General features: G+C 36.9%; 16 protein-coding genes. 10 read left to right on the top strand and 6 right to left on the bottom strand.

What is annotated here, in order from left to right; all coding sequences use genetic code 11:
- Nucleotides 1-47 precede the first annotated feature (47 nt).
- The 6 genes from ABJQ32_11740 to ABJQ32_11715 all read left to right on the top strand — a co-directional run bounded on the left by ABJQ32_11740 (nucleotide 48) and on the right by ABJQ32_11715 (nucleotide 7,355).
- A complete protein-coding gene (locus ABJQ32_11740) occupies nucleotides 48-1,166 on the top strand; it encodes a glycosyltransferase family 4 protein (GenBank protein MEP5290314.1) in 1,119 nt (372 codons plus the stop codon).
- 30 nt (nucleotides 1,167-1,196) lie between these two features.
- Nucleotides 1,197-1,952, top strand: a complete 756-nt coding sequence (locus ABJQ32_11735) for a polysaccharide biosynthesis/export family protein (GenBank protein ID MEP5290313.1) — start codon at nucleotides 1,197-1,199, stop codon at nucleotides 1,950-1,952.
- Nucleotides 1,952-4,321, top strand: a complete 2,370-nt coding sequence (locus ABJQ32_11730; GenBank protein MEP5290312.1) for a polysaccharide biosynthesis tyrosine autokinase — start codon at nucleotides 1,952-1,954, stop codon at nucleotides 4,319-4,321. The genes ABJQ32_11735 and ABJQ32_11730 overlap by 1 nt, the downstream gene beginning before the upstream one ends.
- On the top strand, nucleotides 4,321-5,037 hold the full coding sequence (locus ABJQ32_11725) for a CpsB/CapC family capsule biosynthesis tyrosine phosphatase (GenBank protein MEP5290311.1): 717 nt from the start codon (nucleotides 4,321-4,323) through the stop codon (nucleotides 5,035-5,037). The genes ABJQ32_11730 and ABJQ32_11725 overlap by 1 nt, the downstream gene beginning before the upstream one ends.
- Before the next feature lie 91 nt (nucleotides 5,038-5,128).
- Nucleotides 5,129-6,532, top strand: coding sequence for a tetratricopeptide repeat protein (locus ABJQ32_11720; protein MEP5290310.1), 1,404 nt, complete (start codon nucleotides 5,129-5,131; stop codon nucleotides 6,530-6,532).
- Nucleotides 6,533-6,599: 67 nt separating this feature from the next.
- Entirely contained in the window at nucleotides 6,600-7,355 is a 756-nt protein-coding gene (locus ABJQ32_11715; GenBank protein ID MEP5290309.1) for a phosphosulfolactate synthase, read from the top strand.
- A 2-nt stretch (nucleotides 7,356-7,357) separates the two neighbouring features.
- Here the strand turns inward: ABJQ32_11715 and ABJQ32_11710 are convergent, their stop codons facing one another.
- Entirely contained in the window at nucleotides 7,358-7,966 is a 609-nt protein-coding gene (locus ABJQ32_11710) for a DUF3575 domain-containing protein (GenBank protein ID MEP5290308.1), read from the bottom strand.
- 77 nt (nucleotides 7,967-8,043) lie between these two features.
- On the opposite strand from ABJQ32_11710, the gene ABJQ32_11705 reads away from it, so the two are divergent.
- The 4 genes from ABJQ32_11705 (at nucleotide 8,044) to ABJQ32_11690 (ending at nucleotide 12,797) form a co-directional block, all read left to right on the top strand.
- Nucleotides 8,044-8,934 carry a DUF368 domain-containing protein gene (locus ABJQ32_11705; protein ID MEP5290307.1) on the top strand — a complete coding sequence of 297 codons (891 nt, stop codon included), beginning with the start codon at nucleotides 8,044-8,046 and terminating at the stop codon, nucleotides 8,932-8,934.
- 32 nt (nucleotides 8,935-8,966) lie between these two features.
- Nucleotides 8,967-9,704 (top strand): shikimate dehydrogenase, encoded by a 738-nt coding sequence (locus ABJQ32_11700; GenBank protein MEP5290306.1) that lies wholly within the window; start codon nucleotides 8,967-8,969, stop codon nucleotides 9,702-9,704.
- A 9-nt stretch (nucleotides 9,705-9,713) separates the two neighbouring features.
- Nucleotides 9,714-11,735 carry an excinuclease ABC subunit UvrB gene (gene uvrB, locus ABJQ32_11695; GenBank protein MEP5290305.1) on the top strand — a complete coding sequence of 674 codons (2,022 nt, stop codon included), beginning with the start codon at nucleotides 9,714-9,716 and terminating at the stop codon, nucleotides 11,733-11,735.
- A gap of 99 nt (nucleotides 11,736-11,834) precedes the next feature.
- Nucleotides 11,835-12,797: a ketoacyl-ACP synthase III gene (locus ABJQ32_11690; GenBank protein ID MEP5290304.1), complete on the top strand. Its 963-nt coding sequence runs from the start codon at nucleotides 11,835-11,837 to the stop codon at nucleotides 12,795-12,797.
- 166 nt (nucleotides 12,798-12,963) lie between these two features.
- On the opposite strand, the gene ABJQ32_11685 is transcribed toward ABJQ32_11690, so the two are convergent.
- The 5 genes from ABJQ32_11685 to ABJQ32_11665 form a co-directional block, all read right to left on the bottom strand.
- Nucleotides 12,964-14,877, bottom strand: coding sequence for a lanthionine synthetase LanC family protein (locus tag ABJQ32_11685; protein MEP5290303.1), 1,914 nt, complete (start codon nucleotides 14,875-14,877; stop codon nucleotides 12,964-12,966).
- Nucleotides 14,870-15,859: a thiopeptide-type bacteriocin biosynthesis protein gene (locus tag ABJQ32_11680; protein MEP5290302.1), complete on the bottom strand. Its 990-nt coding sequence runs from the start codon at nucleotides 15,857-15,859 to the stop codon at nucleotides 14,870-14,872. The genes ABJQ32_11685 and ABJQ32_11680 overlap by 8 nt, the downstream gene beginning before the upstream one ends.
- 18 nt (nucleotides 15,860-15,877) lie before the next feature.
- On the bottom strand, nucleotides 15,878-18,715 hold the full coding sequence (locus tag ABJQ32_11675) for a lantibiotic dehydratase (protein ID MEP5290301.1): 2,838 nt from the start codon (nucleotides 18,713-18,715) through the stop codon (nucleotides 15,878-15,880).
- A gap of 101 nt (nucleotides 18,716-18,816) precedes the next feature.
- Nucleotides 18,817-20,112 carry an HlyD family efflux transporter periplasmic adaptor subunit gene (locus tag ABJQ32_11670; protein MEP5290300.1) on the bottom strand — a complete coding sequence of 432 codons (1,296 nt, stop codon included), beginning with the start codon at nucleotides 20,110-20,112 and terminating at the stop codon, nucleotides 18,817-18,819.
- 1 nt (nucleotide 20,113) lies between these two features.
- Nucleotides 20,114-22,300, bottom strand: a complete 2,187-nt coding sequence (locus tag ABJQ32_11665) for a peptidase domain-containing ABC transporter (GenBank protein ID MEP5290299.1) — start codon at nucleotides 22,298-22,300, stop codon at nucleotides 20,114-20,116.
- Nucleotides 22,301-22,312 lie beyond the last annotated feature (12 nt).

Below are 22,312 nucleotides of genomic sequence, written 5' to 3'. Positions count from 1 at the left end.
CGAATTAAGAATAGCTTACAAAAGTTTGTCATTCAAAGAGTTTACACGTGAGAATTGCTTTTGTTGCCAATACGTGCTGGAATATCTACAATTTTAGAAAAGGTCTGGTTCAAAAATTTCTTTCTGATGGTCATGAAATTATTGCATTGGCTCCTGAGGATGAATACACTAAAAACATTGAAGATTGGGGTGTAAAGTGGATAGAAACGCCTTTGGACGGTACTGGAACTAATCCTTTTAAGGATTTCTCCTATTTCTATGGAATTTTAAAAGCGTTTAAGACAGAGCGACCTCAAATTGCACTTGGATTCACAATTAAGTCCAATATTTACGCTTCTATTGCTAGTATATTTTGCTCGACTTCAGTCATTTGTAATGTTAGTGGACTTGGAACAACTTTTTTAGTCAAAGGACTAGCTGGAAAACTTGCTATTCAGCTATATAAAATTGCCTTTAGATATAGTTCATATATATTTTTTCAAAATGTTGATGACAAGAATTTATTTTCATCCATTATTAAAATAAATACAGATAAAGTAGGTGTCTTACCTGGTTCCGGAATTGACTTAAAAAGTTATCAAGTAGAGCCATTGAATAATAACCAACCTATAAAGTTTTTGATGATCTCACGACTCATTATAGAAAAGGGCGTCTACGAATATGCAGAAGCAGCCTCATACTTCCTCGATGATGACAGGGTGAAATTTACTTTAATAGGCAAGTTGGATGAACTTCACTCCAGAACGATTCAAAAAACAGAGTTAGAAGAATGGGTAAATAATGAGTGGATTGATTACATGACCCATTCAAACGACATAGCTCAAATTATTAAAGAACATGATGTTGTGGTGTTGCCTTCTTATCGAGAAGGAACGCCACGGACTCTATTGGAAGGGGCTGCCTTAGGTCGTCCATTACTTGCATCAAATGTGCCAGGGTGCAAGGAGGTTATTAAGGATGGTTATAATGGGTTTCTATTTGGAGTCAGGGATGTGAAAAGTCTTGTTGATAAGATTAGGCTTTACCTTTCTTTATCTAAAGATGAAAAAAATGTATTATCCACTAACTCAAGAAAATTGGTTGAAGACAAATATGATGAGAATATCGTAATTGATATGTATAGTGATGTCATACGTCGAATCACGCGTGAAGGATCGAATATTTGATCTATTTTTACGACATATAAACACTTATCTGTGAATCGTTTACTACTATTTGTTTTAATCGGAATTTTAAGTAGCTGCAAAGCCTACAAGCAAGACATTATGTTCAAACTTGATGATGACTTTTCTGAGGAGGATTTGTCTAAGGTTACTGACAATCTGGAAAGTAATTATCAATTGAAACCAGGAGATGCTTTGTTGTTAGATGTTTTTACCAATCAAGGTGAAAGGCTGATCGACCCTCAACAAGAATTGACGGAAGGAGTGGGCGGTATTCAGACACAACAATTCAAAGACATTTTTTCCTACACTATCCAAATAGACGGTGTGGTAACTTTTCCAATGATAGGAGATATAAATCTAAGCGGAATGACGCTTTTTGAGGCGGAAAGATTGATTTCAGAAAAATTTGATTCAGTATACAAAGATTCTTTTGTAAAAATTAGAATTACCAATAGGCGAGTTTTTGTATTGGGAGCTCCTGGGGGTAGAGTGATTCCACTTCCCAATGAAAGCACTAATTTAATAGAAGTACTTGCCTCAGCTGAAGGATTGGACCTTGGGGCAAAAGCTCAAAATATTAAATTGATTAGAGGGAAGGAAGTGTTTAGAATAAACCTAGGTACAATTAGCGGTATGAGAGCTACAAATATGTTAGTAGAACCTGGAGATGTCATATATGTGGAGCCTTGGAGAAGGCCTTGGTTGGAGACTCTAAGGGATATTTCACCTGCTCTAAGCCTCGTGTCTAGTGTTCTCACGCTGATAGTTGTTGTACAGAATTTATAATGGAGAGCATTAACAGTCAAAATAGTTCGGATACCGAGAATGATATTTTTGAATCTTTTGATTTAGAACGTTTTTGGTATGTCCTAAAGCGAAGTAAATACTGGTTAATTGCTTTTGTTCTAATCACTACATCTCTATCCTATGTTTATGTTAGATATACAAAAGCCATATTTACTTCAGAATCTATAATAAAACTAGAATTTGAGAGTGAAGCGAATGTTTTGGGACTTGTAGAGGTCGTAAACACTCAAGAAAGAAGTGAGATCTCGGGTGAGATAGAGCTTATCAAATCTAGATTATTTTTGTCAAGAGTTGTAGAAGCTGCTAAGTTCGAAGTATCCTACCATGTTTATGGAAGGTATTTAACAAATGAACGATATAGGAATTCTCCTTTCTTGGTTTCATTCAAAATACATAACTCAACTTTCTATAATCGACCCTTTGACATTGAGTTTGAAAATGATAACTCTTTTATTTTATCCTATTCAGATCCGAAAGGAGAAGTATCAAAAACTTATTCTTTTGGACAAGAAATTAAAACTGATGATTTCAATTTTTTTATTGAAAAAACAGCATTTTTCTCACCAGCAGACGACAGTAAGTATTTTTTTGTAGTAAATAGTCAAGATGCGTTGGTAAGCGCTATTCAAGAGGACCTTGAAGTTTTTCCGGAGAATTTTAATGCAAAAACTATAAAAATATCATATTCGGATAACAACAAATATAAAGCACGTGATTTAGTCAACTTAGTTGATTCCTTGTATCTAGATTATACTAAAGAGGTTAAAAATCTTGCCATTGAGCAGAAAATTGATTTCTTAGATATTCAGATAGAAAGTACTGAAAAAAAATTATCAGAATATGAGGACTATTTTGAGCAGTTTACGATCGACAATCGTACTACGGACCTTGATAAGGACCTGAATAGGACAATAGAACAATTATCTGTACTTGATTCTCAGAGATATGCATTTAAAAAAAGTATCAAAGATCTTGCGTTAGTCCAGAATCAGGTCGATGAAAAAGGAGCGATAATAGTAGATCCTTTCTTCTTTGAACGTATTCCTCAATCATTGTCAGATGCGATTCTTGAATATTCCGTACTTCAGCAAGAGCGTGAGTTAAAGCTTAGTTCTTATAACGAAACCTCATTTGTAATAGAGAAAATTGATATTCAATTAGATAAGTCGAAAGAGACTCTTATTGATCTGCTTAAGTCCTTTAATGCGTCACTTGATGATAGGCTTGCTTTGGTAGAAAGAAGAAGAAATGCTTTAGAAGGAAACTTATCAAAAATGCCGTCAATGGGAACAGAATATGGGAAGAACAGGCGTTTTTATGGTTTACAAGAAGAATTTATGCTATCTCTCCAGACATCAAAAATGGAATTAGAAATTACCAGAGCAGGTACCGTTACAAAAAACGTAATTCTATCTCCGGCTTCTTTACCTGTGTCTCCTGTGAAGCCTCAAAAGGTGTTAATTATAGGAGCTGGTTTTATGATTGGTTTTGTTTTAAGTATTGTCTATTTATTAATTAGATATTTAGCTCATAATAAAGTGGCAGGTGTGCGTGAACTTGAGAGACTAGTAAATGTTCCTGTTCTTGGTGCTATCCCTTTATATACTAAAGAAACATTAAATCAAACCTCTTTAGTTGTAAAACAAGACTCTAAAAGCTCTTTAAGCGAGGCATTGAGAACGATTCGAACGAATATGGATTTCATTAATCCAAAGGAAAAGTCAAAATCAATTAGCGTTACTTCGACAATATCAGGAGAGGGAAAAACTTTCGTAGCTTCAAATCTTGGAGCAATCATGGCGATGACAGGTCAGACTGTTGTTGTGGTTGATATTGACATGAGGAAGCCTAAGGTTCATTTGGCTTTTGGAGGCAACAGTCAAATGGGTGTTAGCACAATCTTATCTGGAAAAAGCTCAATTGAAGAAAGCGTTCAAAAAACCGAAATCGAAGGATTATCATTTATCTCTGCTGGACCAACTCCTCCAAACCCTTCTGAGCTTCTGCTACAGGATGAGTTTCAAGATATGTTGAAAAACCTTTACGAAACATATGATGTAGTTATACTGGATACACCTCCTGTTGGCCTAGTGACAGATGGAAGGCTTGTGATGAAATATTGTGATATTCAACTTTACATCGTTCGAGCAGACTACTCAAAGAGAGGTTTTATTAAGGTTCTGAATGACTTAAAAGCTACTGGTCAATTTTCGAATCTAACTACTATACTTAATTCAATTGATTCAACACCTGGGTATGGGTACGGATATGGGTATGGGTATGGATATTACTCAGAAGATGAATCAAAAGGGAAGAAAGTCGCTTCTAGCATCAAGAATCTATTCTAATGTTCTTTTCAAGAAAAAGAGTTGAGTTGCTTAGCGTTGATTTGCATTCTCATCTAATTCCTAATATTGATGATGGGGCTCAATCTTTAGATCAGAGCACCGAGATGGTGAAAAGATTCATCAACTCCGGCTTTAAGAAAATTATCACCACACCTCATATACATCCAAGATATCCTAATGTACCACACATTATAATCGATGGTTTGGAGAAACTTCAAAAAGAACTTTTTAAGCAAAAACTGGAGATTGAAGTTGAAGCCGCCGCGGAGTACTATGTAGACGAAACGTTTGTAGAACGAGTATCAAATGATGAGACAATTTTATCGTTTGGAGACAGATACGTTTTAGTAGAATCTTCGTTTATCAATAAACCTATATTCTTTGAATCCACAATGTTCGATCTAATTTCTAAAGGCTATCGCCCGGTTCTGGCTCATCCAGAACGATATAAGTTTTTAGAAGGAAGAATTGATTGGCTTGAGGAACTGAAATCATCTGGAATTTTGTTACAAGTTACTCTAGGATCTGTGGGTGGTTATTATGGGAAAGAGCCACAGCGAATTGCCAAGCTATTACTAAAAAAAGGGATAGTGGATTTTCTGGGATCGGATCTTCATCATATTAAACATTTTGAGTATTTGATTAAAGGACTTGAATCTAAAGAAGTGAAATCTGCTATTAAGAATGGCCAAATAAAAAACGAAGAGCTTCTCTAGTTGTGGAAAACTTTAGTCGATATTCTGCCACTTTTAATCCTAAATTAAATTAATTTCCTTTCATCATTACCACCGACTTTTATCATTTACTATGGCTGAAGAACATAAACGTAAGGAAGAGAGGGAATTGATTAGAAAATTTGAAGCTTTCATTAAAGAGAGAGAGAATCATTTCTTTGATGAAGATTCCCTCATTCAAATTATTTCTTTCTACAGTGCTAACAATAAATTGAATCAAGCGCTTAAGGCAGCAAATATTGCTTTGGAGCAATTTCCTTTTTCCGTAGACTTGACAATTGAGAAGACGGATGTATTGGTGAAAATGGAAAAGTCTGATGATGCAATTGATCTTCTTGATGAGACTTTAAACATTCAACCGAATGATCCTGAACTACTCTTGCAGAAGGGAGCAATCCATTGCTTACTTTCAGAATTTGAAGAAGCAATAGAAGCATATGAACATACTCTACTTAATGTGGAGGAAAAAGACGAAGTATATTTTAGTATAGGTATGGCTTATCAGGGTTTGGGTAAGTATACGGAGGCGGCAGAACAATACAAACTTGCTATCGAGATAAACATGTTAAATGAGAATGCGCTGTATGAACTGGCGTATTGCCTAGATGTTTCAGGAGAACTTGAAAGCAGCCTTTCTTACTATCAAAAATTTATCGATCAAGATCCATACTCTGAATATGCATGGTATAATCTTGGTATAGTATATAATAAACTGTCAAAATTTGATGAAGCGGTAGATGCATATGAATATGCTACTGCAATTGATGAGGATTTTAGTAGTGCTTGGTTTAACATGGGCAATGCATTAATGAATCTTGGGAAATATGACCGAGCACTAGCAGCCTACTTAAAGACCTATGATCAAGAAGGTGCTTCCCCAGAAACCTACTGCCACATAGGTGCAGCATATGAGAAGCTACAACAGTACGACTTGGCAATAAAATATTATCAGAAATCTACCAAGCTGGATCAGATGTATCATGAAGCTTGGTATGGAGTGGGCGTCTGTCTAGCACTTCAAGATAAATGGTATGAGGCAATCCATTTTTTAAATAAAGCTTTAAAACTAGATTCTGAGAATGTTCATTATTGGAAAGCAGTAGCGGACGCTGAGTATAAAACGGGAAATCTAGTATCGTCATTGGATGCCTATAGAGAAGCAAGTGAGATGAACTCGCAGGATCCTCATATTTGGTTAGACTGGTCAATGGTATACTATGAACAAGGTGACTATCAGGAGGCAATCTCTGTTTTAGAAACTGGGCTAGACGAATGTCCAGACAATGCAGAAATGTATTATAGAGGGGTTGTTTATTTAATTGGTTCAGGAAGTTACAAGAATGCAATTAATAGGTTGGAGACTGCCTTAATGCTAGATTTTGATGGTCATGAAGTGCTTTTTGATTTCTTTCCTAACCTTCCGACACAGAAGGCTTTATACAGAATTATTGATCAATTTCGAGAAGACAACAAATAATCTTTGATGGTCTAAGGATAATTTGTGATTTTTGAGGCTTGTTTTTTAAAGAAGCACCTACAAATACATGAATTACCACTTAAATACTATTCCAGAGAGAACAGCTAAGCCAAGATCTGAAGGATACACCATGGTCATGGATAAAGGCCTTAGTTTACGTGAGGTCGAAGATCTAATTGAAACAAGTGGTAATTATATTGACATTGTTAAGCTTGGATGGGCTACTTCCTATGTATACCCGAAACTGAAAGAGAAGCTAGCTTTGTATAAATCAGCAGGTATTCCTTGTTATTTGGGAGGAACGCTGTTTGAGGCATTTGTTGTAAGAGATCAATTTTCAGATTATCAAAAAATACTTGATGAATTTAATCTGGAGTATGCAGAAGTGTCTGACGGTTCCATTGAAATGGATCATGATGAGAAGTGTGAATATATAAAGACCCTTGCTAAACAAGTAATTGTACTTAGTGAAGTAGGATCAAAAGATGCAGCTAAAATTATCCCACCGTATAAGTGGATCGAGCAAATGCGGACAGAACTAGAAGCAGGAGCATGGAAGGTTATAGGCGAAGCACGAGAAAGTGGTAATGTTGGCTTGTTTAGAGATTCAGGAGAAGTACGTCAAGGCCTGGTTGAAGAAATCCTTACTCAAATCCCCACAGACAAAATTTTGTGGGAGGCTCCTCAGAAAGCTCAACAGGTGTGGTTTATTAAACTATGCGGAACGAATGTTAATCTAGGAAATATAGCTCCTAATGAAGTAATCCCTCTTGAGACCATAAGATTAGGTCTTCGAGGAGATACATTTGATTATTTTCTTTAGCATTATTTTAACAGTACTCCTATGGTAAATCCGACTGATATTGCCACAGGAAAACTATTGTTCCCATTGCTATATCCGAAGTTGTACTTACCCTCTTCTGAAGAATCGTATCCGTATCCTAACCCAATATGATAGTCTAATGTCATGATATTTGCCAGAATATATTGTCTTCCGTAAGTAATTAGAAAAGCAACGGATGTGTAGTCTTGTCTTGACTTAGTTTCACTGTTACCATCAAAAGAAACGACATCTTCATTGTAGTAGGCAAAAGCAATTTCAGGTCGTATGTATTTTCCACCAAGCAAATGAGATCCCCTCAGATCGTTTGTGACGAAATCAGGATTAAGCTTAAATTTAGGTCCAGCCTTAAGCAGGACACCTGATGGGTTTGTATCGCTATTGTCTGTTCCTAACCCGATAATGCCAACTTTTCCTTCCCACGACAACCAATCCTTGATATAGCTTTCATATCCTATAGTTGTATTTCCTGTGAGTGGAGAAAAGAATTCCATTTTAATGGCTTTCTTCTTATTGGTTGAATTAGCATCGATAGTTTGAGCATTTGCTGCAAATGCTACTACGAAGATTGAGATTGTGGTGATAATGCGCATTGAATTGTTTATTTATCTAATTAGTAAACTCACAAAAGAAATCCCCCTAAAAGAAAAGAAGTATTTAAGTTCGCTCAATGATTAATTTTAAGCTTTTCTTAAAAGGAGCTGCAATGGGAGCCGCCAATGTAATTCCTGGAGTATCAGGTGGTACCGTAGCATTCATCACTGGAATATACGAGCGTTTGATCCATGCGTTGAAAAATATTGATTTTGAAGCATTAAGGCTTTTCTTTACTTGTCGCTTCCGCGAATTTGCCTCAAAAGTGGATTTCCACTTTTTGGTTGTCTTATTTCTGGGAGTGTTTGTTAGTATTTTAAGTTTAGCTAAGCTTTTAGAGATTGCTTTCTCTCGGTATGAGAATCTGACACTATCTTTTTTCTTTGGTTTAATAATCGCCTCCGTGTTAGCAGTTTCTCGTCAGATTAGCCGCGTTTCCCTACCGGTAATACTATTTTTTATTTTAGGATCGGCCATTGCGATTGGGATTGCCTTTCTTCCTCCAGCTCAGCCTAACGAATCATTCATCTACCTGGTGGTATGTGGAGTTGTTGCCGTTTGTAGTATGATTTTACCAGGTCTTTCAGGATCCTATATCTTGTTGCTAATGGGAAACTACTTATTGGTGTTAAAAGCGATCAGCAGTTTGGACTTAGGAATACTTGCTCCTCTTGCAATTGGTTGCGTTGTTGGGCTGGTTGTTTTGTCTCATCTTTTGTCCTTTTTGTTTAGCAAATTCAAAGATGCAACAGTAGCAGTTCTAAGTGGGTTTGTAGCAGGATCGCTATTAATCATTTGGCCTTGGAAAACTACATTGACTGAGATATTTGCCGGAGAGGAAAAAGCGATAGGATACGTCTGGAACTTTCCTGAGCCGAATATGCAGTTCTTATATTCATGCATGTTTATCATCTTCGGATTTTTGTTGGTTTTTTGGATGGAACAAAAATCATCAACAGATAAGTAGTTAGGCATGTTCTTGATATAACTTTAATCTATATGAAACGCTTTGGACTGATCGGTTATCCAGTAGAGCACAGCTACTCTAAAAAATTTTTCGAAGAAAAATTCAAAAGCCTCAATCTAAAAGATCATGTTTATGATTTGTTTGAAATGGAGTTTTTGAATGAGTTCCCGGCATTGTGGCTTAAGTATGAAGACTTGAAAGGCGTCAATGTTACTGTGCCTCACAAAGAAAAAGTTCTTCAATTCCTTGATGAAACAGATGTTAGTGCTATCAAGGTGGGAGCTGCAAATGTGATATACAAGAAAAACGGAAAGCTTACAGGCTATAATACTGATTATATGGCTTTTCTTAAATCTCTTGAAAATTGGATTAAAAATTTTAAAGGAGAAGCATTGATTCTTGGTTCTGGAGGTGCCTCTAAAGCAATTCAAGCTGGATTAACAGACTTGAATATTCCATATAATCAAGTAAGTAGGACTGTCAAAGGAGGTGACTATACGTATGATCAAATCTCCTTGAGCCCTGAAATAATTGAACGTTTTAAACTCATTATAAATACAACTCCACTTGGAATGTATCCAGACAATGAATCGTTACCAGAATTGCCGTATCAAAGACTTACTAAAGACTGTTACCTGTACGATCTTGTTTACAACCCTAGCGAAACCAGCTTCTTGAGACAAGGGAAAAAGTATGGAGCAAAAACCAAAAATGGATTGGAGATGTTGGAACTTCAGGCTGAAAAGTCATGGGATATTTGGAGTAGTTAATTAAATAAAATGGATTTTAAACTCGTTTCAGAATACAGTCCCACTGGAGATCAACCAGAAGCAATTAGGCAGATTGTTGAAGGAATTAAGAATGATGAGCCATCCCAAACACTTCTGGGAGTAACAGGGTCTGGTAAGACATTCACTATGGCTAATGTTATTGAGCAAGTTCAACGGCCTACATTGGTATTGAGCCATAATAAGACACTGGCAGCACAGTTGTATGGAGAATTCAAGCGATTCTTTCCTGAAAGCGCGGTTGAGTATTTTATCTCTTATTATGATTATTATCAGCCAGAAGCTTTTATTCCTTCAAGTAATGTTTATATCGAAAAAGACCTGTCAATTAATGATGAGATTGAAAAACTAAGATTGAGTGCAACTTCATCTCTGCTTTCTGGGAGAAGAGATGTGATTGTAGTGGCATCAGTTTCATGCATTTATGGTATTGGCAATCCTGAAGAATTTGGAAAAAATGTCATTAAGCTCCAGGAAGGGGACGTGATTCCCAGAAATAAGTTTTTATTCGATTTAGTTGATATTCTTTACAGCAGAACTGAAGCCGAGTTTAAGAGGGGAACCTTTCGAGTAAAGGGAGACACTGTAGATGTTTTTGTTGCTTACGCTGACTTTGCATATCGCTTTATCTTTTGGGGAGATGAGATTGAATCGATCCAGCGAATCGATCCAGTAACGGGTGAGAAACTTTCAGATGAGCGTATAATTACCATATTTCCAGCGAATTTATTTGTCACCGGGAAAGACCAACTTCAAGTGGCGATCAAAGAGATCCAGGATGACATGGTTGAGCAAGTTCAATTCTTTGAGGATGAAAGAAGATTTTTGGAGGCAAAACGATTAAAAGAACGGACCGAATTTGATTTGGAGATGATTAGAGAGATTGGCTATTGTTCCGGTGTAGAAAACTATTCTAGATACTTCGATAGGAGAACGCCAGGAGCCAGACCTTTTTGTTTATTAGACTACTTCCCCGATGACTTTTTGATGGTAATAGACGAAAGTCATGTAACAGTATCTCAAGTTCGAGCTATGTGGGGAGGAGATCGAAGCAGGAAGACTAATCTTGTGGATTATGGTTTCAGGCTCCCATCAGCTCTAGATAATCGCCCCCTTACCTTCAATGAGTTTGAAGATATGCTTAATCAAGTGGTTTTTGTAAGCGCTACTCCAGCTGATTATGAATTGCGAAAATCAGAAGGAGTAATAATCGAACAGCTTATAAGACCAACCGGACTTCTGGATCCGGTTATTGATGTGCGTCCAAGCTTGAACCAGATTGATGATTTGATGGAACAGGTTCAAGAACGAATAGAAATGGAAGACCGTATTCTTGTGACTACTCTCACGAAGAGAATGGCAGAAGAGCTCACTAAATATCTACTAAATGCAGGAGTTAAAACCAGGTATATTCATTCTGAAGTAGATACTCTTGATAGAGTAGAGATTCTACGAGAACTGAGATTGGGAATCTTTGATGTCTTGGTAGGAGTAAATCTCCTGCGTGAAGGACTGGATCTTCCTGAAGTATCTCTTGTAGCAATACTAGATGCTGATAAGGAAGGATTTCTTAGAAACGAAAGATCTTTGGTTCAGACGATTGGTCGTGCGGCACGAAATGACAGAGGTAAAGTTATCATGTATGCAGACAAAGTCACTGGTTCAATGAAAGTTGCGATAGATGAAACCAATCGAAGGAGGGGCGTTCAAATGGAATACAATAAGAAGCATGGAATTACGCCAATGTCTTTGAAAAAGAATAAGGAAGAAATTCTGAAGCAAACAGGTGTTGCGGACAAGAAAAAAGGAGCTAAAAAATACTACATGGAAGAAGAGCATTCAATAGCTGCAGATCCTGTGGTCGCTTATATGTCCAAGGATGAATTGTCCAAATTGCTAAACGAAACTCGTAGGAAAATGGAAAAAGCCGCAAAAGATCTTGACTTTATGGAGGCGGCTAGGCTTAGAGATGAACTTCAGGAAGTTGAAAAATTGCTAAAAGAAAGTAAGTAGCTTCTTTGGATTTGAGAACTTACTACCTCAACTTACTTTTGAAACAGGCAGTCAATCCAATAGATTAATCTTTCCTAATTAAACCTCCTTATTTTCAAGATGTCCAAGATCACAGCATTCGGAACATATGTTCCCGAAAAAATCATTGATAATCATTATTTCGAAGATATCATTGACACGAATGATGAATGGATTATGTCCAGAACCGGTATTAAGACTCGCAGATTTGCCAAAGATGGTGAGTATACTAGCGACCTTTCTGTTAAGGCAGCAGAAAATCTTGTTGCCAATAGCGGTAAAGATCTAAGTGATGTGGATTTCATTATTGTCTGCACCACTTCTCCTGATCAGCCTATGCCGAATGCTGCATCGCGTGTTCAGTACAAGCTGGGTATTGAGAACACAGGTTGTAACGATATCTATGCAGCTTGCGCTGGTTTTGTATATGGACTACAAGTGGCCCACGGTTTTGTAAACTCAGGAATTTATAGAAAAGTACTTGTCATAGGTGCAGAAACGCTATCAAAGATCATGGATTTTGAAGACCGAACATCATGTATTTTGTTTGGAGATGGGGCAGGAGCTGCATTGATTGAACCAAGTGATGAGGAGCACTTTCAAGCCTTCAACTCGGGAACTAATGGAGATTTTGGACATGACCTTTATTTGAGTCATAAAAAAAATAGCATAAATGGTGTAGGTATTAATCCCAACAGTCGAATTATTCAAAACGGTCGTTCAGTTTTTAAATGGGCAGTAGGGAATATCCCGAACAAGATTCGCGAGCTGGTAGCGAAAGCAGGACTTACATTAGATGATATTGATTTTATTGTTCCACATAGTGCCAATCTTAGAATCATAGAGGCTATTGCAAGAGATTTGGGATATCCCATGGAGCAAATTCCAGAGAGTGTTTCTGAGTATGGTAATACTTCTTCGGCATCAATACCGTTAGCTATAGCAAAAGCTGAGCGTAATGGAAAAATAAAGAAAGGGGACACTTTATTGCTCATAGGATTCGGTGGAGGATTAACTTTTGCGGGTACAATCCTTAAATGGTGATATTTTAACTTCTTGTAAGTCAGTTTTTTAAAAATTAAGTTTTACCCGTTACCTAGAAGTGTTACATTTGTGATACTACTAGGCGGTAGTAAGTTTTTTCCCGATGCTAGTCGGGATTGGTGGTGAACGGAGCGGGCATTTTCGTCCGCTCTTTTTTTGTCTAGTCTTAGTCGAGAGACTGAATTAGCAAACCAGCCTTCATGGCATGTTTGATTTGCTCGATAGTAAATGCTTTTACCTTTTCTGTTTCAGAATTCTCTTCAAAATCTTCTACTATCTTATTTAATACTTCAGTAACATTTATACTGTGTTCAAACTTTGTAAGAAGAACATGAAGAAAGTTTGTAAGCGGCAACTCACTCACGCCAGCATGAGAAGGCCTCAATAATAGATAATTCTCATCCTGATCATTTTTTTGAGGGCCATTGACAATTCTAAATGATTCGGGGAGCTTCAAGCTTAATGAACTGATGTTGGAATTAGTTGAGAGAAATTTATGATTTTTTTCTATTTCTAATTGTTGAGAGATGTGCAAAAATGAATCGCTTTCAATCTTGTTATGTAGCAAGTATTTGATTTTTTCAAGTTGAAAAGAGGCTATGTACTCTGAAGTTCCGCTGAGTTGTTTTTCCAGGTACTCAATTATTTTTTTTGAGATGGCTTCATTTTTCTTTGGTAAATCGAGCTTTGAGATATCTAGGGATTGAGTTGTTCGTGGGAAATAACGCATCGCAAAGCTCTCAATGATTTTATTTTGATCTATTCGGGAAAGTTCAGAATCGTGAAAAGTTTCCTTGGAGGAGATATCCGGCTTTAAAATAGATGACATCTTCAATCCATTTTGAGATAAATGACTCATGAAAAGACCTATACCAGCACTTCCCATGAATAAGCTTTTATCCTCTTGCAGCCCTCCTTGGCTGTACCCTGAAATGTATGTAGTGTGTTTTTTGAAAAAATCAATCGCGTAATCACCAATCTTCTTTGACCATTTTAAGTATTTTTCTTCAGGAAGAATACGATGTGCTTCTAGAAAAAGAAATGCGTTTCCGCATAAACCGTGACAAAGTGTATAACTAACATATTCTTGTTGTTTATCTACATCGGATTTTTTGGTTTGATCCAGTGCTTGATTGAGGTCCTTTAAGAATCCTTTTTCCAGAATTTCTGAGGCTCTGATTCTTGAAAGCCCGATTCCCGGAGCACCATGACACCACGCACTCATGTATCGATTTTCCAAAAAGAAATCCTTGTTTCCATTAAGGTAGGCATCTACGTGTTGTTTATAGGTAACTTCAGTATAGAAACCTCTCCGAAAGTCAGGCCAATTGTTGTTTTCTATATTATAATGATGATTCTCATAAGAGAATGCCTGTTGTGCTATCCATTGAAATGTAGGATTTTGAAAATATTGACTTAATTCTAAAAATACATAGCCAATTCCAGCTGCTCCATGAGAAAAACCGCAAAGTCCTCTGATATTTTTGGGAGATCTATCCCAGTAGATTCCATACTCAGCAAATTGGCAATGAGCGATTAAGTAATCTGTGAATTTTCTTATTGAATGGAGAATTCGGTCACTTTTGGTTTTTTGGTGGATGTGAATCAGGGCTAGTAATGACCCTGAAACTCCATTAATAAGGTCGCAAACTAAATCTTCTCTTTGAAGAAACTTGTCTGCTTTCTCAGCGATTTTCAAAGCCTTGTGTACATAATCATCATTCTCTAAATGCTCGGCAAGAGATAGAAATAGAAAAGCAACTCCAAGTCGACCTGTATAGAAAGCATAATAATCAGTTTCATTTTGATCACAATACCACTCCAGCCAGTTGGCTGTTTTTATTAATGAATCATAATATCTTTTATCTCTGGTTACTCGATGGAGCTCAATTAAAAAATAGGCAATACCAGATACCCCCGAATAGAGATTTTCTGTTTCTTTCCAAAGTATTTCACCATTACCTCCTGATGGAGCCTCCATTGTTTGCCACCAGCATTTATCTCCTTTTATGATAGCATCTTCAAGAAGAGAATCCCCAATGCGGATAGCTTCGGTAAGGTATTTATCTTGATTAAGCATGAGACTTTTGTAGCAAGGAGAAACTCTCTTTGATCAGATATGCCAAATATCCTTCATCTCGGTTGAGAATCCCCAGGCGATTATTAGTCATATGGATATAGCTTTCATAAACAGACCAAAAAAGCTGATGATCCACCCATTCTTCTAGATTCGAATCGATGATATACCATTCTGGTTTAATTAGAAGCTTTTGGGTGTGAATGTTTAAAAGCTCTCTTTTTGTAATCATCATATTTCTCACCCAGCTATTAAGCCAATTTTGCTCAAACTCATCACCTTCATCTAATGCAAACCATACTTGTTCAAAAAATGGAGTGAGATCTTTTTCATGGCTTACAAAGTTTTCTTTAAATAGATCTAGTGTTCTTTTTCGACGATGCTTGTGTTCGTTTTGATCTAATTTTTCTCCATAATTCGCATAGGCTCGAGGGAGCCAATTATTTAGAAATTTTGTGTAAAATGCAATAGCTTCCTTTAAGCTCATTCCGACCCCATGTGCAAATCCTAAATGAAGCTGTATAGCTGTTCCGAGTGCTTTATTGTAATCCCAATCCTGATAACTATTGCGAAGAATATCGAGTATGGCCTCAGATGAATATTGAAATTGCCTCTCAGCTATACCTATTGCTTTTAATCCTCCATACCTATCAATTTCAGGCTCATATGCGATAAACTGTATAGTGTTATTCTGAAACCATTTTTGATTTTCAGGTAATTTATTTAGCCATTCAGGATTAATTCGATGCGAGGGATTTTTTTTAAAACATTGACTGAATTCCGATTGAATCAAAGGCTTCAATTCTTCGGAGGAGCCCTTCATTCTAAGCCTTATGTGAGGACCTTTTTCCCAATATCTGATGAAAAAAAACTGACTGATCAATTGCTCATTTTGAACCTTTGCAATAAATGGAGATAATCCATTGACCAAGAATTCTTCCCAAGGCTCATTGTAAAAAAGATGCGCTGATATCCATGAACTCATATACTTATCTTCTATAGGTTAACTGTGATTGTACCACTGCATCATGAATTCCGACACAAATTTTTCATTATCTATTTTTAGCAATTGTCGTGATGAAGGCAACATCTCAGTGATTTTCAAACTCTTAGGGACTCTGTTGATTAGCTTTTGAAAAAGACTAACTAGAAAAGGATTAGTAAAGTCGATATACTGCGGTTTATAATCATCTTTAGTTAATTTTTTCATAGCCTCTTTTTCTTCAGTACTTGGGTTACTCCATCTTGCAGGATTAATAAAAACAAATACTTCTTCAGGAAGATTGAGATTTAGCCGCCATTCGTTTACTTTTCGGAAGGACTGCCATCCGCTTTCAGTGCTTTCTTTGAAGGGGAGCACCTCTTTAGCAACAGTCCATGTTTTGCGTTGAAGAATGAGCTGGTCACCGTATACGATCCTTGGAAAAATAAGAGTTTTATTTTGTTCACCCTCCTTCTTGCGGTACTGCAAGGCCACCTCATTATTAATTGCTTGAACAAGTACCGCTGGCGAAAGATGTTCTGCCTTGGTGAATTTTTCGAGTAATAGGAAAAGCTGTGATCTGCCTAGGTGTCCTTGAAACCCTAAATCAAATACATTCACTTCTTTCTTCTTCTTTTTTGATACCAATTTTAGCCTGTCTTCTAGATCATCATATTTGATCTTAAGGTCTGTCACTGGTATCTGATTTTCTGAGTCCAACGAATTATGACTTCCAGGCATTCTTATTTCAAAAGGCATTAGAGGGGGGTGGAGATTTGCATTGAAATAGGAAGAATCACAATCTTCAGCAAATAATGCATTATTGCATTGGCTTTCATTCCACTTCCTAACCGTATCCGTAACCTCGTCATCAAAAATGTGAAGAAAACGACTTAACATTTTTCCATAACCAGAGAATGTAGAATTCACAACAGCTTTCATTTCCCCATTTTCTTCAAAAAACTGTAAAAATGCACCGTAAGAATTCTTTACCTCCTGAGTGCCGCTAAAGCCTACTTTACTATTCAATTTTTTAATATCATCAATTTCTACACAGGTTTTTGAAGGTGATGGATTGAGGACTTCCTTTATTGCTGATTGCCAACTTTGGGAAATATTTTTATGCTGCGATTTTGATGTATTTTTCTCACTCGAATTACTTAATTCATCTGACTGAGGTGTCTTTTTGGCATTAAGCTCTTCCTTCTTTTTTTCTTCCACTTCTTTTTCTGGTTTTTTAATGTCTCTATAATAGGACTCGTAAAAAGTAAGTACGTTAGGTTGAACTTGCGGAAACTTCTCGAGAAAGTACGTTTTCATTTTCTCTTTTTCCTCAGTGTGTCCTTTGAAAAGGCGAAGATGATTTAGTAGTTCGGCGAGTTTTCCAATGATTTGTTCACTACTTTCTTTATTCAAGGAAATAGACGAATTCCTAATGGTGTCTTCATAAAATATTTGTTCGGGCTTAAACGAGAAAAGAGTATATGTTTCATGTCTAAATGCTTCTTCTTCATCTGATTTTTCTACTGGACCTGAGGCCTCAGTCTTTTCCTTTCCGTCACTTTTCCTTTTATTCCATTTTTCGAGGCGCTCCTTTTCAGTTTCTCGTTCTTCCTCAGGAAGCCCTGCTTTTTTATGAATCTTCATACAGATGGATCGAAAAGATTGAAAAGCTTCTTCAAGGATTGCTTTTCGCTGGTTTAGTTCCGATTGTGCGTAAGTGACTCCAAGATTTCTGATTTTTTTTAGTTGTTCAATTAGCTCATTGATTATTGGCACTTTAGACGTGATCTCTGGATGAAGGACACTTGCAAGTTTTTTGTCCCAATCAGGGTCTACCCCAGACACTTGAAAGTTGTATTCAAGGAAGCCGAAATCGAGTAATTGCTTTACATAGTCTTCTATTTCTGAAGGATCAGCATCCACATCGACCACCATTTTATTTATAAGTTCTCCAAAGAGAAATCCCTGAGATGACCTTGATACTTCGTTCAGAATGTAGTCAATCACAGGGTTTTGAGGAATCCTCTGAAAAGATTCGATATTGTTATGATTTGTGAGGTAGACAAATGAATCTACTTCGAGGGTTATGGTAGGATTGGGTCTAAGTGGTAGTAGGATATAGAGATCTCTGTAATTCTTAAAAAGATCGAAAAGATATTTTAGTAGAAGATTATTGAGACGAATATGCCCACTAACTTTATTCGGTTCATTTGAATGCGAACCTTGAAACCCGCTGGAATCTTTGAATTCGGAAATTGCGAGGTTTGTGAAAGTGCTGAATGGAGAAGTTTTGGTGTAGATCCTGGATAAATACTGAAGCAAGCTCTTTTCGGTTTGAAATTCTTTTTTTCTAAACTCAACTGCAGGTTTTGATATATAACTTTCTAATTGATTAAGAAGTGATTTACTTGACAGCAAGAGTCCTTTCCGTAGAACATCTGATTTGACTATCTCTTTTAATTCTTCTCTTTGAAGAAGGATCTCTTCTTCATAAACCTCTTCTGCGCGCAAATTATTTAATTCTAACTTTTTGCTACTTTCAAGATACTCATCCAATTCTTTTCTAAGGTTGATAGGCAAGTTTTGATATATTTTGTCCAATTCCTTAGCCTTAACTGTGCGATCATTGAAGATCTTTCTCCTCACATTCTGTATGTTGTTTTGAGCGGAACTATCTTCTAGATTCTTCATGTGAGACAACAGGTGTTCACAAAGTGGGCCTTTCCTCTTTTCAATTTGACTCTTAAGTTTGATTAGATTGTCAAATGAGGCATTCGTTTTTGTAAACTGAATTTTTTGCCATTGGTCAAAAGTATCACCGCCCAGTCTTGCAAGTGTGTAAGGGAATAGATCCATATTTAGGTTAATCAGCTAAGACATGAAACTCTTAGAAATGAAATTCAATGATACAGAAATCTGAGCTTGGAATTTATCCCGGTATTCTGGGATATTTTCAATCAATTCATGTCTAGAATACTCCTGAATTGATTGAAAATACGTTCAATTAGACGTTTGTCATCAGTTATAACTTCTGCTGTTCCCTGCATTTCCTGCTTAAATGAGAGTGTTTTTTTATAAGTAGTTACAAGACCTCCAGGTAGCGTGATTTTTGACTGATAAAAATCATCCCTCGGTGTGGATGCTATATTGGCGATTTCACCTACAAGTATTCCATATTCATGATATGGATAGTTGTCTAGTTTTATGTTTACACGCTGACCTATTTCAGCTTTCCCCATGTCTTTGTGGGGAAGAGAAAGATATCCGATGATATTGTCAGAACTAGGTACAACACTAAAAACTTCTTCTCCTTGTTCGACATATTGATTATCGCTCCAAAATTTTGAAAATGAAATTTGACCTTCTATAGGACTGGTGATTAGAAAATTTTGCTTCCAATCTTGTACGTCTGTTTCTAGCTGTTCGAAATGTTCAATGATGCGTGATTTTAGCTGATCTTCTATTCTTAACTGGTCTCTTAAAGATTCATTCAGTTGGTTTTCTAATTCAGAAACCTGAATAGTATTCTGAATGAAAGATGCTTCTAAAGCCTCTAAGCTTCTCTTGTTGCTTAAGTAAGTCACCTTGGTTCTGTTCATCTCCGCTTTAGATATGGAACGATACGTGGTGAAAAACGTGGAATCATTTTCATAGGCCTCTTTGGAGATTTTTATCTCAGATTTAAGCAAAATAACCTGGTTGTCTATTTTACTATTTAGGCGTTTGTAGTAATTGATTTTTTCTTCTATATCACTCCGTTGATTTGAATGTATTGCCAAATTTTTGTGCCTTTTAGCCTCTTCTATTATAGAAGTGAAGGAAAGAAAGGAGCTTTGTATTGCTCCAAGGTCGAGTTGCGTATTTAGTTGTAACTGTGCGAGTTCTAGGGTCGATTGATATATAAAGAGCTTTCTATTTTCAAGAAATTCAGAAAGTACTAGGATATCATTGATTTTGGCAGGGTTTTCAATTATCCCAAGTATTTCTCCTTTTATGACAAGGTCTTTATCGACTTTTATCAATTCCAATCTACCAGTGGCTCGCGCGACTAAATGAACCGGAGGGGATGTAGTAGTAAGTTCCAGACGAGCGGTAATGATATCTGGATACTTAATGAACCAGCTAGATATGATGATCGTCAAAATAACAAAAAAAATGACTGCCGTCCCCCAACGAACAACCCAGTTAGGAACATGGCTCAAAATTTCTTGAACTTCTTCACTCTTTACCTCTATGTTATTTTCTCTAGGCATATCAGTTCCCTAATTCAAGTTGATTTTTAACCAAAGTATAGTATGCTCCTTTTTTTATGGTCAATTCTTTATGAGTTCCTATTTCAATAATTTTTCCCTTTTCTAAAACAATTATTCTATCCGCATTTTTCACTGTGCTGAGCCTGTGAGCAACAACTATTACTGTTCGACCAACAAAGAATCGGTTAAGGTTTTCCATGATCACTTTCTCATTGTTCGCATCCAAAGCATTGGTCGCTTCATCAAAAAAGAGATACTCTGGATCTTTATAGATCGCTCTCGCTATTAAAAGTCGCTGACGTTGACCTTGGCTAAGACCATGACCATCGCTTCCTATTTTAGTATTGTAGCCTAGCGGCAAGGACTCAATGAACTCCCTAATATTAGCAGAATTCACAGCATTAAACAGCTTCTCTTGGTCGTAATCTTCTTCATTTATTATGATGTTGTTGACGATGGTGTCGGAAAAAATAAAACCATCCTGTAATACAGCTCCACACTTATTCCTCCATAGGAGATTGCTATAGTTAGCCAGATTAATGTCTCCAAGTCTAATCTCTCCTGATGTTGGTTCATAAAATTTAAGCAGCAGCTTGATGAGGGTGGTTTTACCGCTTCCACTAGCTCCGACAATGGCAGTTACTTTGCCTTCTTCTATCCGAAGAGAAAGATCCCTAAGCACAAGCTCGGAATGAGGTCCTTCATATTGAAAATTCATTTTTTCAATGGAGATAGATCGATCCCTCGGGAAAATAGAAACCTTCTCTCCATCATTTTCCTCCTCCTCTTTATTATGTATTTCTCCAAGTCGCTCAAGACTTATTTTGGCATCCTGAGCCGTGTGAATAAATGCGACCAACTGATTGATTGGAGCATTTAACTGTCCTATGATATATTGAACAGCTAGCATCATTCCTAAGGTTATTTCCCCATCGATTACCGCTTTAGCTGCAAGAAAGGTGATGAATATATTTTTCAATTCATTGATAAAAAAAGAACCTGCCTGTTGATACTGATTCAATGCCAGTCCAGCGATGTTTACTTTGAAGAGTCGGGCTTGGATTCTCTCCCACTCCCATCTCTTTTGCTTCTCACTATTATGCAGTTTTATTTCCTGCATTCCAGTGATTAATTGAATGAGATTACTTTGATTGTTGGAAAGCTGGTCAAATCGCTTATAATCCAGATCTCTTCTTTTCTTCATAAAAACCAATATCCAGGCTATATAGGTAACACTGCCTAGCATGAACACGGAGAAAATAGTCAGGTCATATATGGCCAGTACAATTCCAAAGATGATCAGGTTAATGAATGAAAAAAGGATGGTAAGTGTGGAGGATGTTAAAAAAGATTCTATACGATGATGATCTCCAATCCGCTGGAGTAGATCTCCGATCATTTTTTGATCAAAAAATGATATGGGTAGTTTCATCAGTTTGATCAAGAAATCCGAGAGGATAGAAATGTTGATTCGAGTACCAAGATGGAGTAAAATCCAACCTCTTATAAATTCAACTGCAGTCCTGCTAAAGAAGAGCATGAGTTGGGCGGCAAGAATGAGTGTAACAAAACTCAGGTTTTGATTTTGTATTCCTACATCGACTATGGATTGAGTAAGAAAAGGAAATATTAGTTGCAATAGACTTCCTATAAACATTCCCAGAAGGAGCTGGTAAATGAATTTTTTATAGGGCTTTAGGTACTTGAATAAGAATTTGAAGCCAGCTCGATCTGCTTTTTCATCTTCTTCTTCATAAAATGAAGGAGATGGTTCTAGCAGGAGAACTACCCCTGTGTCTTCCCCGTTAGTTTTATCACTCAGCCAGCCACTTTCAAATTCTGCCCTATCCATTTTGACTAAACCATAAGCAGGGTCAGATACAAGTACTTGACCTCTCTTGAAACCATATACCACAATGAAGTGCTTTTGTCTCCAATGAGCTATAAAAGGAGTAGGTGCTTCATCCCGTAGTTTTTCGAAAGACATTTTAGCTGAAAGAGTTCGAAACCCCACGGACTCGGCAGCATCACTTATTCCAAGTAATGATACTCCTTCTCTACTGATATAACTTTTCTTTCGAAGTGTTTGTAGCGAGAAACTTTTCCCATAATGCTTGGCAATGATCCTTAGGCACGTAGGGCCACAGTCCATAGCATCAAGCTGCTTATAATGTGGGAATTTTCTCATAGGTGTGGAAAA

This window comes from Marinobacter alexandrii (genome assembly GCA_039984955.1).
Lineage (GTDB): Bacteria > Bacteroidota > Bacteroidia > Cytophagales > Cyclobacteriaceae > Ekhidna.
The sequence above is the reverse complement of the archived record's forward strand: the minus strand, read 5'-3'. Positions and strand labels throughout refer to the sequence as shown.

Excerpts from the sequence above, each read along its gene's own strand:
- ABJQ32_11730 (MEP5290312.1), top strand. The coding sequence starts at position 1,952 with ATGGAGAGCATTAACAGTCAAAATAGTTCGGATACCGAGAATGATATT.
- ABJQ32_11725 (MEP5290311.1), top strand. The coding sequence starts at position 4,321 with ATGTTCTTTTCAAGAAAAAGAGTTGAGTTGCTTAGCGTTGATTTGCAT.
- ABJQ32_11720 (MEP5290310.1), top strand. The coding sequence starts at position 5,129 with ATGGCTGAAGAACATAAACGTAAGGAAGAGAGGGAATTGATTAGAAAA.
- ABJQ32_11715 (MEP5290309.1), top strand. The coding sequence starts at position 6,600 with ATGAATTACCACTTAAATACTATTCCAGAGAGAACAGCTAAGCCAAGA.
- ABJQ32_11710 (MEP5290308.1), bottom strand. The coding sequence starts at position 7,966 with ATGCGCATTATCACCACAATCTCAATCTTCGTAGTAGCATTTGCAGCA.
- ABJQ32_11705 (MEP5290307.1), top strand. The coding sequence starts at position 8,044 with ATGATTAATTTTAAGCTTTTCTTAAAAGGAGCTGCAATGGGAGCCGCC.
- ABJQ32_11700 (MEP5290306.1), top strand. The coding sequence starts at position 8,967 with ATGAAACGCTTTGGACTGATCGGTTATCCAGTAGAGCACAGCTACTCT.
- uvrB (MEP5290305.1), top strand. The coding sequence starts at position 9,714 with ATGGATTTTAAACTCGTTTCAGAATACAGTCCCACTGGAGATCAACCA.
- ABJQ32_11690 (MEP5290304.1), top strand. The coding sequence starts at position 11,835 with ATGTCCAAGATCACAGCATTCGGAACATATGTTCCCGAAAAAATCATT.
- ABJQ32_11685 (MEP5290303.1), bottom strand. The coding sequence starts at position 14,877 with ATGCTTAATCAAGATAAATACCTTACCGAAGCTATCCGCATTGGGGAT.
- ABJQ32_11680 (MEP5290302.1), bottom strand. The coding sequence starts at position 15,859 with ATGAGTTCATGGATATCAGCGCATCTTTTTTACAATGAGCCTTGGGAA.
- ABJQ32_11675 (MEP5290301.1), bottom strand. The coding sequence starts at position 18,715 with ATGGATCTATTCCCTTACACACTTGCAAGACTGGGCGGTGATACTTTT.
- ABJQ32_11670 (MEP5290300.1), bottom strand. The coding sequence starts at position 20,112 with ATGCCTAGAGAAAATAACATAGAGGTAAAGAGTGAAGAAGTTCAAGAA.
- ABJQ32_11665 (MEP5290299.1), bottom strand. The coding sequence starts at position 22,300 with ATGAGAAAATTCCCACATTATAAGCAGCTTGATGCTATGGACTGTGGC.